The 15,353-nt window shown below is 67.7% G+C and carries 15 protein-coding genes and 2 riboswitches; of the genes, 11 read left to right on the top strand and 4 right to left on the bottom strand.

What is annotated here, in order from left to right; all coding sequences use genetic code 11:
• Nucleotides 1-11: 11 nt before the first annotated feature.
• The 3 genes from gcvT to FWJ24_RS10985 all read right to left on the bottom strand — a co-directional run bounded on the left by gcvT (nt 12) and on the right by FWJ24_RS10985 (nt 2,664).
• Nucleotides 12-1,163, bottom strand: a complete 1,152-nt coding sequence (gcvT, locus tag FWJ24_RS10995) for a glycine cleavage system aminomethyltransferase GcvT (protein WP_150287878.1) — start codon at nt 1,161-1,163, stop codon at nt 12-14.
• 58 nt (nt 1,164-1,221) lie between these two features.
• A riboswitch (glycine riboswitch) is annotated at nt 1,222-1,326 on the bottom strand.
• Nucleotides 1,327-1,422, bottom strand: a riboswitch (glycine riboswitch).
• A gap of 38 nt (nt 1,423-1,460) precedes the next feature.
• On the bottom strand, nt 1,461-2,069 hold the full coding sequence (locus tag FWJ24_RS10990) for a hypothetical protein (RefSeq protein ID WP_150287877.1): 609 nt from the start codon (nt 2,067-2,069) through the stop codon (nt 1,461-1,463).
• 34 nt (nt 2,070-2,103) lie between these two features.
• Nucleotides 2,104-2,664, bottom strand: coding sequence for an invasion associated locus B family protein (locus FWJ24_RS10985; protein WP_246155656.1), 561 nt, complete (start codon nt 2,662-2,664; stop codon nt 2,104-2,106).
• A 464-nt stretch (nt 2,665-3,128) separates the two neighbouring features.
• Between FWJ24_RS10985 and coxB the strand changes: the two genes are divergently transcribed.
• From coxB to FWJ24_RS10935, 11 genes are all read left to right on the top strand, one after another.
• Complete coding sequence (coxB, locus tag FWJ24_RS10980; protein WP_150287978.1) at nt 3,129-3,956, top strand: cytochrome c oxidase subunit II; 828 nt, start codon at nt 3,129-3,131, stop codon at nt 3,954-3,956.
• Between the two features lie 36 nt (nt 3,957-3,992).
• Nucleotides 3,993-5,603: a cytochrome c oxidase subunit I gene (gene ctaD, locus FWJ24_RS10975; protein WP_150287876.1), complete on the top strand. Its 1,611-nt coding sequence runs from the start codon at nt 3,993-3,995 to the stop codon at nt 5,601-5,603.
• 57 nt (nt 5,604-5,660) lie between these two features.
• A complete protein-coding gene (cyoE, locus tag FWJ24_RS10970; RefSeq protein ID WP_150287875.1) occupies nt 5,661-6,608 on the top strand; it encodes a heme o synthase in 948 nt (315 codons plus the stop codon).
• The gene (locus FWJ24_RS14635) at nt 6,605-6,772 is read left to right on the top strand and encodes a hypothetical protein (protein WP_166443665.1); all 168 of its coding nucleotides are present in this window, start codon (nt 6,605-6,607) and stop codon (nt 6,770-6,772) included. The genes cyoE and FWJ24_RS14635 overlap by 4 nt, the downstream gene beginning before the upstream one ends.
• A gap of 8 nt (nt 6,773-6,780) precedes the next feature.
• Entirely contained in the window at nt 6,781-7,422 is a 642-nt protein-coding gene (locus FWJ24_RS10965; RefSeq protein ID WP_150287874.1) for a cytochrome c oxidase assembly protein, read from the top strand.
• A 19-nt stretch (nt 7,423-7,441) separates the two neighbouring features.
• Nucleotides 7,442-8,314 carry a cytochrome c oxidase subunit 3 gene (locus tag FWJ24_RS10960; protein WP_150287873.1) on the top strand — a complete coding sequence of 291 codons (873 nt, stop codon included), beginning with the start codon at nt 7,442-7,444 and terminating at the stop codon, nt 8,312-8,314.
• Nucleotides 8,315-8,378: 64 nt separating this feature from the next.
• Nucleotides 8,379-8,780 carry a DUF983 domain-containing protein gene (locus FWJ24_RS10955; protein ID WP_150287872.1) on the top strand — a complete coding sequence of 134 codons (402 nt, stop codon included), beginning with the start codon at nt 8,379-8,381 and terminating at the stop codon, nt 8,778-8,780.
• 52 nt (nt 8,781-8,832) lie between these two features.
• A complete protein-coding gene (locus FWJ24_RS10950; RefSeq protein WP_150287871.1) occupies nt 8,833-9,603 on the top strand; it encodes an SURF1 family protein in 771 nt (256 codons plus the stop codon).
• Between the two features lie 31 nt (nt 9,604-9,634).
• Complete coding sequence (gene thrC, locus FWJ24_RS10945; protein WP_150287870.1) at nt 9,635-11,047, top strand: threonine synthase; 1,413 nt, start codon at nt 9,635-9,637, stop codon at nt 11,045-11,047.
• A complete protein-coding gene (locus tag FWJ24_RS10940) occupies nt 11,044-11,640 on the top strand; it encodes a GNAT family N-acetyltransferase (RefSeq protein ID WP_425468930.1) in 597 nt (198 codons plus the stop codon). The genes thrC and FWJ24_RS10940 overlap by 4 nt, the downstream gene beginning before the upstream one ends.
• Before the next feature lie 167 nt (nt 11,641-11,807).
• Nucleotides 11,808-14,678 (top strand): EAL domain-containing protein, encoded by a 2,871-nt coding sequence (locus FWJ24_RS10935; protein ID WP_150287869.1) that lies wholly within the window; start codon nt 11,808-11,810, stop codon nt 14,676-14,678.
• Nucleotides 14,679-14,700: 22 nt separating this feature from the next.
• Here FWJ24_RS10935 and FWJ24_RS10930 read toward each other — a convergent pair whose 3' ends face one another.
• A complete protein-coding gene (locus FWJ24_RS10930; RefSeq protein ID WP_150287868.1) occupies nt 14,701-15,312 on the bottom strand; it encodes a YqgE/AlgH family protein in 612 nt (203 codons plus the stop codon).
• Between the last annotated feature and the right edge of the window lie 41 nt (nt 15,313-15,353).

The following is a 15,353-nucleotide window of genomic DNA, read 5'->3' as shown; positions in this document are numbered from 1 at the left end:
GCGGAAGGGTGTCAGCGGAAATAGCGGTGCGGCACGAAGGGCATGGCGGCGATATGCGCCTGAAGCTCCCGACCGCGGACGATGAGCGTGACGGGCGTGTCGGGCCGCGCGAAGGCCGCCTCGACATAGCCCATCGCCACCGGCGCATTGGCCGAGGGGCCGAACCCGCCGGAGGTGATGCGGCCAACCGGCCGGCCGCCGACCAGGATCTCCGTGCCCTCGCGCGCGGGCTGGCGCCCCTCGGGGCGGATGCCGACGCGCAGCCGCGCCGGCCTCTCGCGCAATTCGCGCTGGATGCGCGCCGCGCCGGGGAACCCGCCCGCCTCGCGCCGGCGCTTCTGGATCGACCATGTCAGATCGGCCTCGACGGGCGAGGTCGTGGGATCGATATCGTGGCCATAGAGGCAGAGCCCCGCCTCCAGTCGCAGAGAATCCCGCGCGCCGAGCCCGACGGGACGCACACGCGCATCGGCCATGAGCCGGTCGCAGAACGCAACCACATGCGCGTCGGGCACCGCGATCTCGAACCCGTCCTCCCCGGTATAGCCGGAGCGCGAGACATGGAGATGGACCCCTTCGACCAGGGCGGCATGCGACATCATGAACGGCAGCGCACCGATGCCGGGCACGATGGCGCCGAGGATATCCGCCGCCGCCGGCCCCTGAAGCGCGACGAGCGCCATCTCGTCCTCCAGTTCGAGCCGCACGCCGGCAGGCAGGCGGGCGCGGAGATGCGCGTAATCCTGCTCCTTGCAGCCGGCATTGACGACGAGATAGGCGTAGCCATCGAAGCCGGGATAGGCCGGGCGGGTGATCATCAGATCGTCGAGAATGCCGCCATCCTCGGCGAGGAGCTGGGAATAACGCTGCTGACCCGGCCTGAGATTGAGGATGTCCGCCGGCACCAGCGCCTCGAGCGCACGGGCTGTGCGCTCCCAGGAATCCGAGATCACGAAACACTGGCCCATATGCGAGACATCGAACAGGCCGGCCTTCTCGCGCGTCCAGAGATGCTCGGCCATGATGCCGGACGGATATTGCACCGGCATGGAATAGCCGGCGAAGGGCACCATGCGCGCGCCCTGCGCCCCATGCCAGGCCGCAAGCGGCGTCGTCCTGAGCTCGCCGGTCTCGGTATTGTCAGCCTTGGAAGTATCCGCCATCCGCGCCCGGCCGCAGCCGCCTCCGTCAACAGGTGTCAGCGCGTCCTCACGGAACGCGGCTGCCCCCTCTGTCACGGGACCTGAGAGATTTCGCGGGGCGCCGCCTGCCGGGCAACCCGCTTACTCCGTCGGTGGAGGGCGCGCCCTCGCTTTCCAGAGCGGCTTTTCTCGCGCGGTCCTTTTGCCTGAGCGTTTCCGGGGCGGTTGCGCCTTCGGCGGCGGCGGGCCGAAGCCTTCCGCTCTCTCCCGCGCGGGAGATGGCCTATGCTAAGACCCCTAACGGATTTCCGGGGCCTGTCAACGCCGCCGGCGTCGCTCCGGCCGGGCGCCCTGTGGATCGATGCCGACAAGGATGGAATAATATTCGCCGGGATCCTCCCCCGTGATCGGCAGGGCGATCTGGTCGTCGATCACGACAAAGCTCGCCTGGGTGTCGTTGGACGGAATCGTCACCGCCAACGGCACGAGCCGCGAATAGACCGTCTGGCCATTGCCGCGTACCGCGACCCGGAGCGGGACGGTCACGGTGCCGGGCTTGCCGCTATCCCCGAGCAGCACGCGGCCCTGCACGCCGACCCGGATCCGCATCACCTCACCATCGGGGTTACATTCGCGCGCGAGATCGTTGATCGCCGCCTGGAAGGTAACCCCGCGTGCGCCCCCGGCATCGCCCGCCCGGAAAACCCCGGTTCCCTCGAGGATCCGCGCCGAGGGGCAGCCGAGTTCGCGCCGGCTCGCCTCGGATGTCTCCTTCTGCTCGGGCAGCTTGGTGCCGGCGAAGAGAAAGCGCTCGGTGAACGTCTTCTCGCTCTGCGTCGCGGTCGTGCCCGAGCAGGCGGCGAGGCCGGCGCCGGCGAGACAGAGGGCGGCAAGGCGGACGAAGCGGGACGGGACGCGGGCACTCACGGGCATTCATCCTCGGGATGGCGGCGGAAGGGACTCACTTCAGTTGCGCGAAGCCCTGTTCGAACCCGGCGAGCGTGACCGGCAGGCCCCGCCCCTCCTCCGGCGTCAGGAACACCGCGAACAATGCAACCTTGCCCTTCCTGAAGCTGTCGATCAAGCTCTGGTCCATGTCGACCTCGGCCACGCAGCCCGATTCGAGGCAGCGCACGAAGCCGGTCGAGCCGATCTCCCTGTCGTCGATCTTCAGGCCAAGTCCGCGCGGCAGCAGGATGCCGAGCGGCGCGATGACGCGCAGCACCGGCCGGCGCACCGGCGGGGCCTTGGCATCCTTCTTGCGTGCCTCGGCGGTAGCGAGCGTGTCCTCGACGCGCAGGACGACCACCGCGAGATTGAGATCCGATTGGTCGAGCACGTTCTGGATCAGGATGCATTGCTCGATCCCGGTCGCGGCCGGCGTGTCGCAGCGATGCTGCCAATCCCCGAACTTGCCCTTGAGCGCGCCCTGCGCGCAGGCCGGAGCCACGAGGCCGGCAAGCAGCGCAAGAGCGGCGACGGCGCGACGAATGGAGCGGGGAAACGGAAGGCTCTGGGGCAAGGCTCGGGTGACTCCGCGAGTTCGGCAGGTGATTGGCCTAACAGAGCCGTCCCCCGTGTCAAGAAAGCGGAAACCCCATTGCCGGAAGCCCTGCCAGCGCGCTGCGGCGAACGGACGCCGCTGCTTTCGGCGCGCTTGCCTTCATCGAAAATCCGCTTAAGTGGAAAAGGCAAAGCTGGGCTCGCCCGGCCTTGCATCATCGCCCCGATCATGAATAGTGATCGGGATCATATACGCAAGCACGCATATGAGTGCGCGGATTTCCGCCCCACCGGATCGGGGCGATCGAAGATCCCGGCGCCGGTGGCAATCCGGCGCGAAGACCGACCGGATCCGGGGCGGGTTTTAGGGGAGTGGCAGCGGCCATGGCTTTGACGTCGATCAATCGCGCGCTTGGCGCGCTGGCTCGGACGACGACTCCGGGAGGAGTGCTCCGATCGGTCTCGGCGGGCGCGCTCTGCGCAATGCCGGGCGTCGCCGCCGCAGGATACGGGCAGGCCACGCCCTGGCAGATCGGGCTGCAGAGCGCGGCAACGCCGGTCGCGCAGGATATCCACTGGTTCCACAATGCGCTGCTGATGCCGATCATCACGGTGATCACGCTGTTCGTGCTGGTGCTGCTGGCGATCGTGGTCGCGCGGTTCAACGCCAAGGCGAACCCGACCCCCTCGAAGACCACGCATCATGCCGGGCTCGAAGTCGCCTGGACGTTGATCCCGGTGCTGATCCTGGTCGTGATCGCGATCCCGTCCTTCCGGCTGCTCAAGGAGCAGATCGTGGTGCCGAAGCCGGACCTGACGCTGAAGCTCACGGGCCATGCCTGGTATTGGAAGTTCGAATATCCGAAGGATGCCGGCGGCGGCTTCGAATTCGAGGCGCGGATGCTCGCTGAAGAGGATATCCGCAAGCTCGTGGCTGAGGGCAAGGCCAAGGCCGAGGATCTGCCCCGTCTGCTCGCGGTCGACAATGTCGCGGTGGTGCCGGTGAACAAGGTTGTGCAGGTGCAGGTGACCGCGGCGGACGTGCTGCATGCCTTCGCGATGCCCTCGTTCGGCGTCAAGGTCGATGCGGTGCCGGGACGCCTGAACCAGACCTGGTTCAAGGCGACGCGCGAGGGCATCTATTACGGCCAGTGCTCGGAGCTGTGCGGCAAGGACCACGCCTTCATGCCGCTCGCGATCAAGGTCGTGCCGGAGGCGGAATACGTCGCCTGGCTCGCCGACGCGAAGAAGAAATTCGCCTCGACCGACGCGCCGACGAAGACCGCCGACGCGACCCCCTTCGCGCGCTGAGCGCGCCGTCAGAACCGTTTCGACAGGAGTTCGGCAATGGCTCACGCCCACGCAGCTGACCATGATCATGGCGTTCCGACCGGCTGGCGGCGCTATGTCTATTCGACCAACCACAAGGATATCGGCACGCTCTACCTGATCTTCGCGCTCTGCGCGGGCATCATCGGCGGGGCGCTCTCCATCGCGATGCGCATGGAATTGCAGGAGCCGGGCCTTCAGATCTTCTCGAACCCGCACACCTTCAACGTGTTCGTCACCGGGCACGGGCTGATCATGATCTTCTTCATGGTCATGCCGGCGCTGATCGGCGGCTTCGCCAACTGGTTCATCCCAATCATGATCGGCGCGCCGGACATGGCGTTCCCGCGCATGAACAACATCTCGTTCTGGCTGCTGCCCGCGGCCTTCGGGTTGCTGCTGATCTCGATGTTCGTCGAGGGGCCGCCGGGCGGCAACGGCGTCGGCGGCGGCTGGACGATCTACCCGCCGCTCTCGACCTCGGGCCAGCCCGGCCCGGCGATGGATTTCGCGATCCTGTCGCTGCATATCGCCGGCGCCTCCTCGATCCTCGGCGCAATCAACTTCATCACCACGATCTTCAACATGCGCGCGCCGGGCATGACGCTGCACAAGATGCCGCTTTTCGCCTGGGCGATCCTCGTCACGGCCTTCCTGCTGGTGCTCTCGCTGCCGGTCCTGGCGGGCGGCATCACGATGCTGCTGACCGACCGAAATTTCGGCACGACCTTCTTCGCCCCCGAGGGCGGCGGTGACCCGATCCTCTTCCAGCACCTGTTCTGGTTCTTCGGGCATCCGGAGGTCTATATCCTGATCCTACCGGCCTTCGGCATTATCAGCCACATCGTCTCCACCTTCTCGCGCAAGCCGGTCTTCGGCTATCTCGGCATGGCCTATGCGATGGTGGCGATCGGCTTCGTCGGCTTCATCGTGTGGGCGCACCACATGTACACCACGGGCATCTCGCTCGCCGCGCAGCAATATTTCGTCGCGGCGACGATGGTGATCGCGGTGCCGACCGGCGTGAAGATCTTTTCCTGGATCGCGACGATGTGGGGCGGCTCCATCCAGTTCCGGACGCCGATGGTCTGGGCGATCGGCTTCATCTTCCTCTTCACGGTCGGGGGCGTGACGGGCGTCGTGCTCGCCAATGCCGGCGCGGACCGCGTGCTGCACGACACCTATTACGTCGTCGCGCATTTCCACTACGTGCTCTCGCTCGGCGCGGTGTTCGCAATTTTCGCGGGCTGGTATTACTGGTTCCCGAAGATGACGGGCTATGTGGTGCCGGACTGGATCGGCAACCTGCATTTCGCCATCGCCTTCATCGGCGCGAACGTGCTGTTCTTCCCGCAGCATTTCCTCGGGCTCGCGGGCATGCCGCGCCGCTATGTCGATTATCCGGATGCCTATGCCGGCTGGAACTACATCTCCTCCATGGGCTCCTACATCTTCGCCTTCGGAATGTTGGTGTTCTTCTACGGCATCTGGCATGCCTTCGCGAAGAAGGTTCCGGCGGGCAACAATCCCTGGGGCGAGGGCGCCACGACGCTGGAATGGACCCTGTCCTCGCCGCCGCCCTTCCACCAGTTCGAGACGCTGCCGCGCATCACCGGCAGCTCGCATTGACCAAAGCCCGGGAGGCCCCGCGCGGGCCTCCCGCCCTGTCGAACGGAACCGAACGACGTGAGCGATCTGGGTGCCGACCTGCGGCGTGAGACGCTGATCTCCAACGCCGACCCTGCGGATTTCCTCGCCCTGCTCAAGCCGCGGGTGATGTCGCTCGTCGTCTTCACGGCCCTGGTCGGGCTGCTGCTCGCGCCGGGCGCCATCCATCCGGTGATCGGCGCGACCGCCATCCTCGCCATCGCCGTCGGCGGCGGCGCCTCCGGCGCGCTCAACATGTGGTATGAGGCCGAGACGGATGCGCTGATGCGCCGCACCGCGAACCGGCCGATTCCCGCCGGGCGCGTGACGCGGGAGGAGGCGCTCGCCTTCGGCCTCTGCCTGGCCTTCTTCTCGGTGATGGTGCTCGGCCTTGCGACGAACTGGGTCGCCGCCGGGCTTCTCGCCTTCACGATCTTCTTCTACGCGGTCGTCTACACCATGCTCCTCAAGCGGCGCACGGCGCAGAACATCGTGATCGGCGGCGCTGCGGGCGCGCTGCCGCCGGTGATCGGCTGGGCGGCGGTAACGGGCTCGCTGGCGGTGGAGCCGCTGGTGCTGTTCGCGATCATCTTCCTGTGGACGCCGCCGCATTTCTGGGCGCTGGCGCTCGTCAAATCCGGCGATTATGGCCGTGCCGGCATCCCGATGCTGCCGAATGTCGCGGGCGAGCGCGCGACGCGGATGCAGATCCTGCTCTACACCTTGGTTCTCGTGCCCTTCGCGCTCGTGCCGCTGGCGCTCGGCTTTGCGGGCCCGGTCTATGCCGTGGCGGGGTTCGGGGGCGGCTTGCTGATGCTCGTCTGGGCGTTCGCGATCCTGCGCGCGCCGACGCCGGACCGCCTCGCCCGCGCCTGCTGGCGCATGTTCGGGGGCTCGATCCTCTATCTCTTCGCGCTGTTCGCGGCGCTGCTCCTCGAATGGAGCGCGGGCCGGCTGGCGCCGCTGCTGCCGGGAGGCTGGGCATGACGACCGGCGAGGAGCCCGAGGGCCTGCGTCTGACCGCGGCGGAAGAGGCATCGCGGCGCCGGCGCAACCGCGCGATCGGTCTGGCGGTGGCGGCCCTGTGCCTGCTTTTCTACGCGATCACCGTGTTCAAGATGGGGCCGGCGATCCTCAGCCGGCCGATGTGAGGGGAACTATGGAAGCGCCTCACCCCACGCTCTCGCCACAACCGGTCGTCATCGACCCGGCCAAGAACCGTCGCGTCGCAGCGATGGTCGCAGGCGGCTTCTGCGTGATGCTCGGCGCCTCGTTCGCCGCGGTGCCGCTTTACGATCTCTTCTGCCGCGTGACCGGCTTCGGCGGCACGCCGATGATCGCGAGCGCCGCGCCGGCCGAGACCGGAACCCGCGAATTCACCATCCGCTTCGATGCCAATGTCGCAGCGGGGCTCGGCTGGCGCTTCGAGCCCGAGATGGAAACGGTGACGATCCGGGTCGGCGAGGTGCGGACGGTCGGCTATCGCCTGCGCAACATGCGCGAGGTGGCGACGACGGGAATCGCCAGCTTCAATGTGACGCCGGAGCAGACCGGGGCCTTTTTCAACAAGATCACCTGCTTCTGCTTCACGGAGCAGACCCTCCAGCCCGGCGAGACGCGCGTCGAGGAGGTGGTGTTCTTCATCGATCCGGCGATCGTCCGGGAGCGGGAGCTGGAATCGATCCAGCAAATCACCTTGTCTTACACGTTTTTTCCGGTCAGAAACGCAGCGAGACCGCTCGCGAATGCCGGGGTACTGACCACGTCGTCGGGCGGGGCGCCCGCCGCGGGTTCGAACTAGGAAGGGGGGCCTTTCGCTCATGGCCGACGCGCACGCGAAGAACCACGATTATCATATCCTGCCTTTGAGCCCGTGGCCGTTCGTCGGCTCGGTCTCGGCCTTCGTCATGGCCGTCGGCGCGGTGATGTGGATGAAGAAGATGACCCTTGGCGGCCTGCCGATGGGCTCCTTTCTGTTCTTCGCCGGCTTCCTCGGCGTGCTCTACACCATGTATGGCTGGTGGTCCGATGTCGTGCGCGAGGCGAATTCGGGCGATCATACGCGCGTCGTCCAGATGCATCATCGCTACGGAATGATCCTGTTCATCGCCTCCGAGGTGATGTTCTTCGTCGCCTGGTTCTGGGCCTATTTCGACGCCGCCCTCTGGCCGGGCGAGGCGATCCAGTTCCAGCGCACCGAGCTGACCGGCGGGCATTGGCCGCCCAAGGGCATCGCCGTGTTCAGCCCCTGGGATCTGCCGCTCTTCAACACGCTGATCCTCCTCACCTCGGGCACTACGGTCACCTGGGCGCATCACGCGCTGCTGCACGGCGACCGCGAGGGGCTGAAGAAGGGCCTGTGGCTCACGGTGGCGCTGGGCGTGCTGTTCAGCTTCGTGCAGGCCTATGAATACAGCCATGCCGGCTTCAAGTTCTCGGGCCATATCTACGGCGCCACCTTCTTCATGGCGACCGGGTTCCACGGTTTCCACGTGCTGGTGGGAACGATCTTCCTCGCCATCTGCCTGATCCGCGCCTATCGCGGCGATTTCACGCCGAAACAGCATCTCGGCTTCGAATTCGCGGCCTGGTACTGGCATTTCGTCGACGTGGTCTGGCTGTTCCTGTTCGCGGCGATCTATTTCTGGGGCTCGAATTACGGCGCGGCGGCCGGCGCTGCCGGAGCGCATTGACGCACCCCGAAGAAGGACAAGGGCGGCACCGGCCGCCCTTTTCGTTCCACCCGGAAAGACGATGATGACAGCCGGCCCCTCCGAGACACCCGCGCCCTATTCCGGCCCGATGGCCGATGATCCGGTCTCGGCCGCGCTCGGCGGGCGCTGCCCGCGCTGCGGCGAGGGGCGACTCTTCGCTGGCTTCCTCAAGCTCGCGCCGGGCTGCCGCGCCTGCGGGCTCGATTATGCCTTCGCCGATTCGGGAGACGGGCCGGCGGTGTTCGTGATCCTGATCGCCGGGTTCCTGATCATCGGGCTCGCGCTCTATGTCGAGATCGCCTACGAGCCGCCGTTCTGGCTGCATCTCGCGCTGTTCCTGCCGCTGACGATCCTCGTCTGCCTCGCGCTGCTGCGGCCGCTCAAGGCGCTGATGATCGGCCTCCAGTTCCGCAACAAGGCCGAGGAAGGGCGGCTGTCGCGGTGAGGCCGCGCGCGCCCCGCGCCACCGGCCCTGCGCGCCGCGCCGCGGGGGCCGCATGAGTTGGCGGCTGCGCCTCTTCCTCGCCTTCATCGCGACGGTCACCGCGCTGCAAGCCGGGCTCGGCTTCTGGCAATGGGAGCGGCGCAAGGAGAAGGCCGCCTTCCTGGCGGCCATCGAACAGGCGGCGAGCTCTCCGCCACGCGCCCTTTCCGGCGCGCCGCTCTGGTCGCGCGTCGTGCTCCGGGGCCGCTACGCACATGAGCGCTCGGCCTATGTGCGAACCTCGCGCCCCGCCGGCAAGGACGGGCGTGGCGGCGGCTTCGGCGTCTTCGTGATGACCCCGTTCATCACCCGGATCTGCGGCACGGACGGCAAGTGCAGCCTCACGAATGTCTATGTGAATCGCGGTTTCCTTCCCACGCCGCCAGACGGGCGCATTCCGTCCCATGACCGGCCGGAGGATCCGGTGACGGTGACCGGGTTTCTCCGTCCCGGCGAGAAGCCGGGCCTGTTCCAGCCCCGCAATGACCCGGCAAGAGATGTCTGGTTCCATCGCTCGACCGAGGAAATGGCGCTCAGAGCGGGATTGCCCGGCGCGATCCATGCCGAGGCCGCGAGTTATCTCTATGAACGATTCATCGATCGCGAAGCAGAGCCCGGGGAACAGGCGCCCCCCTTCGGCATCGAGCCGGCCGCCTTTCTGGCCGCGATCCCCAACAACCACCTGACCTACGCCCTCACCTGGTGGGGGCTCGCCGCCACCAATCTCGTCGTGCTGGCCGTGTTTCTCCGACAGCGGCGGCGGCAGGATGAAGAGGCGCGCTGACAAGCCGCCGCGATTTCGCTAGAGGGGCGGCATGCGCTACATCTCGACCCGGGGCGAGGCCCCTTCCCTCGATTTCTCCGAAGCCCTGCTGGCGGGCCTCGCCCGCGATGGCGGGCTCTACCTGCCGGAAACCTGGCCGCGGGTGAGCCCGGCCGAGATCGCCGCCTATGCCGGCCGGCCGTTCCATGCCGTGGCCTTCGACATCATCCGCCGCTTCACCGGCGGGACCATTCCGGACCCGGTGCTCGCGGCGGCGACCGAGGCCGCCTATGCCGGGTTCGGGCATCAGGCGGTGACGCCGCTGCAGCAGATCGGCCCGAACCGGTTCGTGCTCGAACTGTTCCATGGCCCGACCCTCGCCTTCAAGGATGTGGCGATGCAGCTTCTCGCGCGGCTGATGGACCACGCGCTCGGGGTGCGCGGTGGCCGCGCGACGATCGTCGGGGCGACCTCGGGGGATACCGGCGGCGCGGCGATCGAGGCGTTCCGCGCCTCGACCCGGACGGATGTGTTCATCCTCTTCCCCGATGGCCGCGTCTCGGACGTCCAGCGCCGGATGATGACCACCCCAGGAGAGGCACATATCCACGCGCTCGCGATCCCCGGCACCTTCGACGATTGCCAGAACCTCGTGAAGGCGCTGTTCAACGCGCATGATTTCCGCGATTCCATACGCCTCTCGGGCGTCAATTCGATCAACTGGGCGCGGATCGTCGCGCAGGTGTCGTATTATTTCGTCGCCGCCGTGGCGCTCGGCGCACCGCACCGCAAGGTGGCCTTCGCGGTGCCGACCGGCAATTTCGGCGACATCTTCGCCGGCCATGTCGCCAGGCGGATGGGGCTGCCGGTCGAGACGCTCGTCATCGCCACCAATTCCAACGACATCCTCGCGCGCACGCTCGCGACGGGGCGCTACGAGATGGCGGCGGTCGAGGCGACCTCCTCGCCCTCGATGGATATCCAGATCTCGTCGAATTTCGAGCGGCTGCTGTTCGAGGCCACGGAGCGCGATGCCGGGGCGGTGCGGCGGATGATGGCCGGCCTGCGCCAATCGGGCGCCTTCACCGTGCCGGAGCCGGCCCTGGCGGCGATCCGCGCCGGGTTCCAGGCGTTCCGCGCCGGGGAGGAGGCGGTGGCGGCCGCCATCCGCGAGACCCGCGACCGCGCCGCCTATCTCACCGATCCGCATACCGCGACCGGCATCGTCGCCGCGGACCGGGCGGCGATCGACCCCGCGGTGCCGATCGTCGTGCTGGCGACCGCGGCGCCGGCGAAGTTTCCCGAGGAAATGCGCGCGCTGGCCGGCGCCGAGGCGCCGCTGCCGGCGCGGCTCGCGCATCTGATGTCCGCCCCCGAACGCATCGCGCGGGTCGCGAACGACGCGGCGGCGCTGATGGATTTCATCCGCCGGAACGCGCGCGCGGCGGAGGAGGCGGCGCCTTGATCCGCCTGTTCGGCGCGCCGAGCCTGGTGCGGCCGGAAGGGCTCCTGATCGAGGCCGGCGACCTGCGGCTGCGCGTGCCGGAAGCGGCGGATTTTCCCGCCTGGTCGGCCGTTCGCGCGGCCTCGCGCGCCTTTCTCGAACCCTGGGAGCCGCTCTGGCCGGCGGATGACCTCACCGAGCGCGCCTTCCGCCGCCGCGTCGCCCGCTATCGCGAGGAGATCGCGGCGGACAGCGCCTATCCATTCTTTCTCTTCCACCGCGCAAGCGGCGCGCTTCTCGGCGGGCTGACGCTCTCCAATGTGCGGCGCCGGGCGGCGATGAGCGCCTCGCTCGGCTATTGGATGGGCGCGATGCATGCCGGACAGGGCCATATGTCGCGCGCGGTTCCGGCCTTGTGCCGCCACGCCTTCGCCATGCTGGCGCTCGAACGGATCGAGGCCGCCTGCCTGCCGGAGAATGCCGCCTCGATTCGCGTTCTTGAAAAAGCCGGATTCCGGCGCGAGGGCTTCGCCCGCGGCTATCTCGCGATCGCCGGCACGCGGCGGGATCATCTGACATTCGCGCTGCTGCGATCCGATCCCGGCCCGGAATAGCGGGGGATCGGTGCTCCGCTCCGCCTTCTCCGCTTGCTCCCCATCAACCCCGTCGTTACTCCTCAGCCATGCGCGCGCTCCAGGTTTGCGTCCCGACCGGTAATCAACCGGCCCGATTCTCCGGGGCGGAACGGGGCCTGTCTTCACGCGTCATGGGGCCGGTGCTCATGCTGCTCTGCGCGCTTCTTCTCGCGCCCGGCGCGGCACGGGCGCTCGAGGCGGTGCGCGTCGTGCCGCAGGTCGAGGCGATCGATCTCCTGCCGCTGACGCAGGCGCAGCAATCGCGCGATGACCGGATCGAGATCCAGACCGCGCGTGACGCCAACGGCATCGTGCGGCGGATCGAGGTCCAGGCGCGCGAGCCGGGTTCGCGGCCGCGCTGGATCGCCTTCGCGCTCGCCAATGAATCGAACGAACAGGTCGAGCGGCTTCTGGTGGCGCCGCGCTTCAAGCTCGCCGGCTCGGGCGTGCTCTGGCCCGATCTCGCCGCATCGCGGATCGAGGCAATCACCGCGAGCCACGGTTTCCGGCCGGAGCGCGAGGATTCCTCGGATGCCGACCTGTTCCTGATCACCCTCGACCCCGGCGCGATCGTCACCTTCGTCGCGGAGCTGCGCGGCAACCGGCTGCCGGAACTCACGCTCTGGGATCCGGATGCCTACAAGGACAAGCTCAATTCGCTGACGCTCTATCGCGGCATCGTCACCGGCATCGCGGCGCTGCTTGCGATCTTCCTGACGATCGTCCTCGCGCTGCGGGCGGCGCTGGTCTTCCCGGCGGCGGCGGCGCTCGCCTGGGCGGTGCTCGTCTATCTCGGCATCGATTTCGGCTTCATCGGCCGCTTCTTCGGGCTGCGGCCGGAGATCGAGAACATCTACCGCGCCGGCGCCGAGGCGGTGCTCGGCGGCACGCTGCTGGTCTTCCTCTTCGCCTATCTCAATCTCAACCGCTGGCACGCGCGCTACGCGCATATCACTCTGGTCTGGCTCGGGCTGCTCGCGGTGCTGATCGCCCTCTCCTCGATCGATCCGGCGGTGGCCTCCGGCATCGCCCGGATCTCGATGGCAGCGATCGCCGTGATCGGCTTCGTGCTGATCGTGTTCCTGGCGCTGCACGGCTATGACCGCGCGACGATGCTGGTCCCCACCTGGCTGATGCTGCTGGTCTGGGTAGTGGCGGCAGGGCTCGTCGTCTCGGGGCAGATCGTCAACGACATCGCGGCACCGGCGCTGCTCGGCGGACTGGTGCTGATCGTGCTGCTGATCGGCTTCACGGTGATGCAGAACGTATTCTCCTCGAGCGCGGTCGCGACCGGCGCGGTGCCGGATTCCGAACGCAAGGCACTGGCCTTCCTCGGCGGCGGCGACCTCGTCTTCGACTGGGATGTCGGGGACGACCATCTCCATGTCAGCCCCGAACTCGAAATGCATCTCGGGCTGGAGCGCGGTGAACTCGACGGGCGCGCGGCGGCGCTGATCGATGTCATCCATCATGTCGACCGCGACCGCTACCGCACCCTGCTCAACGCGCTGATCGAACAGCGGCGCGGCCGGCTGGCGCAGGATCTGCGCTTCGTCGCGCGGGACGGCTCGATCCTCTGGTATCGCCTCAAGGCCCGCCCGGTCGTCAACCGCGAGGGCGAGGTGGTCCGGGTTGTCGGGACGCTGGCCGATGTCACCGCGCTGCACATGCAGCAGGAGCGGCTGCTGCACGACGCCATCCACGACCACCTGACCGGGCTTCCGAACCGCCGCCTGCTGCTCGACCGGCTCGAAACCGCTCTGGCCGCCGCGCGGCACCTCAACGGCGCCGCGCGGCCGGCTTCCGGCGGCAGCACGCCGAAGCCGAGCCTGATTCTCGTCGATGTCGACCGGTTCAAGCAGGTCAACGAGCAGATCGGCGTCAATGCCGGCGATATGGTGCTGCTGACGATCGCGCGGCGGCTCGCGCGCGTCGTCCGGCCGGGCGACACGCTGGCGCGGCTCTCGGGCGACACATTCGTGCTGGTCGTCGTCTCGGAGCAGGAGCCGCAGCGCATCATGGCGATGGCGGACCTGGTGCGCCGGGCGGTCTCCACACCGATCACCCATGGCGAACGGCAGATCTACCTGACCGGCTCGGTCGGCGTCGCCTTTCTCGACGAGGCCGGGCTCGCCGATCGCGAGGCTTTCCTGCGCAACGCGGAACTGGCGGCGATTCATGCCAAGCGCACGGGCCGCGACCGGATCGAGGTCTACCGTGCCTCGATGCGCGCGGTGCCGCAGGACAAGCTTGCGCTCGCGGCCGATCTGCGCAAGGCGATCGAGCGCAAGGAACTCGAGGTGCAGTTCCAGCCGATCGTGCGGCTGGAGGACCGTTCGATCGCCGGGTTCGAGGCGCTGGTGCGCTGGAACCACCCCCGGCTCGGCCGGCTTCCGCCTTCGGAATTCATCTCGATCGCCGAGGAGACCGGCACGATCGTCGAACTCGGCCTGTTCGTGCTCGAGACCACGGCGCGGGAATTGCTGCTCTGGCAGCAGAACCTTGTCGTCGATCCGCCGATCTTCGCCTCCGTCAATGTCTCGAGCCGCCAGCTCATCCGCAACGACCTGCTCGCGGATGTGAAGAACGTCCTGATCCGCTACCCTGTCCAGCCGGGCTCGCTCAAGCTCGAGATCACCGAAACGCTGGTGATGGAAAACCCGGAATACGCCGCGCAGATGCTGCACAAGATCCGGGAACTGGGCGCCGGCCTCGCGCTCGACGATTTCGGCACCGGATTCTCCTCGCTCGCCTATCTCCAGCGCTTCCCCTTCGACACGCTGAAGATCGACCAGAGCTTCGTCCGCCACGACGACAGCGGCAAGCGCCCGCTCATCCTGCGCTCGATCGTCGGGCTCGCGCATGATCTCGGCATGACGATCGTCGCCGAGGGCGCCGAAACCGAGGCGGATACGGTCGAACTGTTCCAGCTCGGCTGCGAATTCGCGCAAGGTTACGTGTTCGGGCCGGCGATCAATCTCGACCAGACGCGCAAGCTGATCGGCATCAACGGCTGAGGCTCAGGCCCGCCCCGCCTCCTCAGGCCCGCCCCGCCTCCTGCGACAGGAAGGCCGGATCGATGCCGAGCGCGCGCAGGGCGCGGTCGTATTTCCCTTCATGGTCGCCGCCGAACACGATGCCCGTATCCGGCGGGCCATGCAGCCAGACATTCGACTGGATCTCGTGCTCGAGCTGGCCGGCGCCCCAGCTCGCATAGCCAAGCGCGAGAACCGCGCTTTCCGGCCCCTCGCCGCGCGCGATGGCGCGCAGGATATCGACGGTGATCGTCAGCCCGATATTCTCGGCGATCGGCAGGGTCGAATCCTCGATGATGAAATCCGTCGAATGCAGCACGAAGCCGCGCGTCGTCTCGACGGGGCCGCCCGAGAGCACCGCGACGCGTTCCGCGCGGCGCGGCAGCCGGATCGCCTGATCCTTGGCGATGATGTCGAGCTGAACAAGCAATTCGGGAAAGGCAATGTGCCGGGCGCGCCGGTTCACGACGATCCCCATCGCGCCCTCGTTCGAATGCGCGCACATATAGATCACGGTCCGGCTGAAACGCTCATCGGGCATGCCCGGCATGGCGATCAGCATCTGCCCGTCCAGGAACCCCGGCGGGCCAGCGCGGCGGAGCGAGGCGAGGTTCATGGTTGAAGCTTCGCAGCCCCGCGCCGGGTTGCCAAGGGGAA

Source organism: Rhabdaerophilum calidifontis (assembly GCF_008641065.1).
Classification (GTDB): Bacteria; Pseudomonadota; Alphaproteobacteria; order Rhizobiales; family Beijerinckiaceae; genus Rhabdaerophilum; species Rhabdaerophilum calidifontis.
Note: the sequence above shows the minus strand (reverse complement) of the source record. Positions and strands in the feature narration are given on the sequence as shown.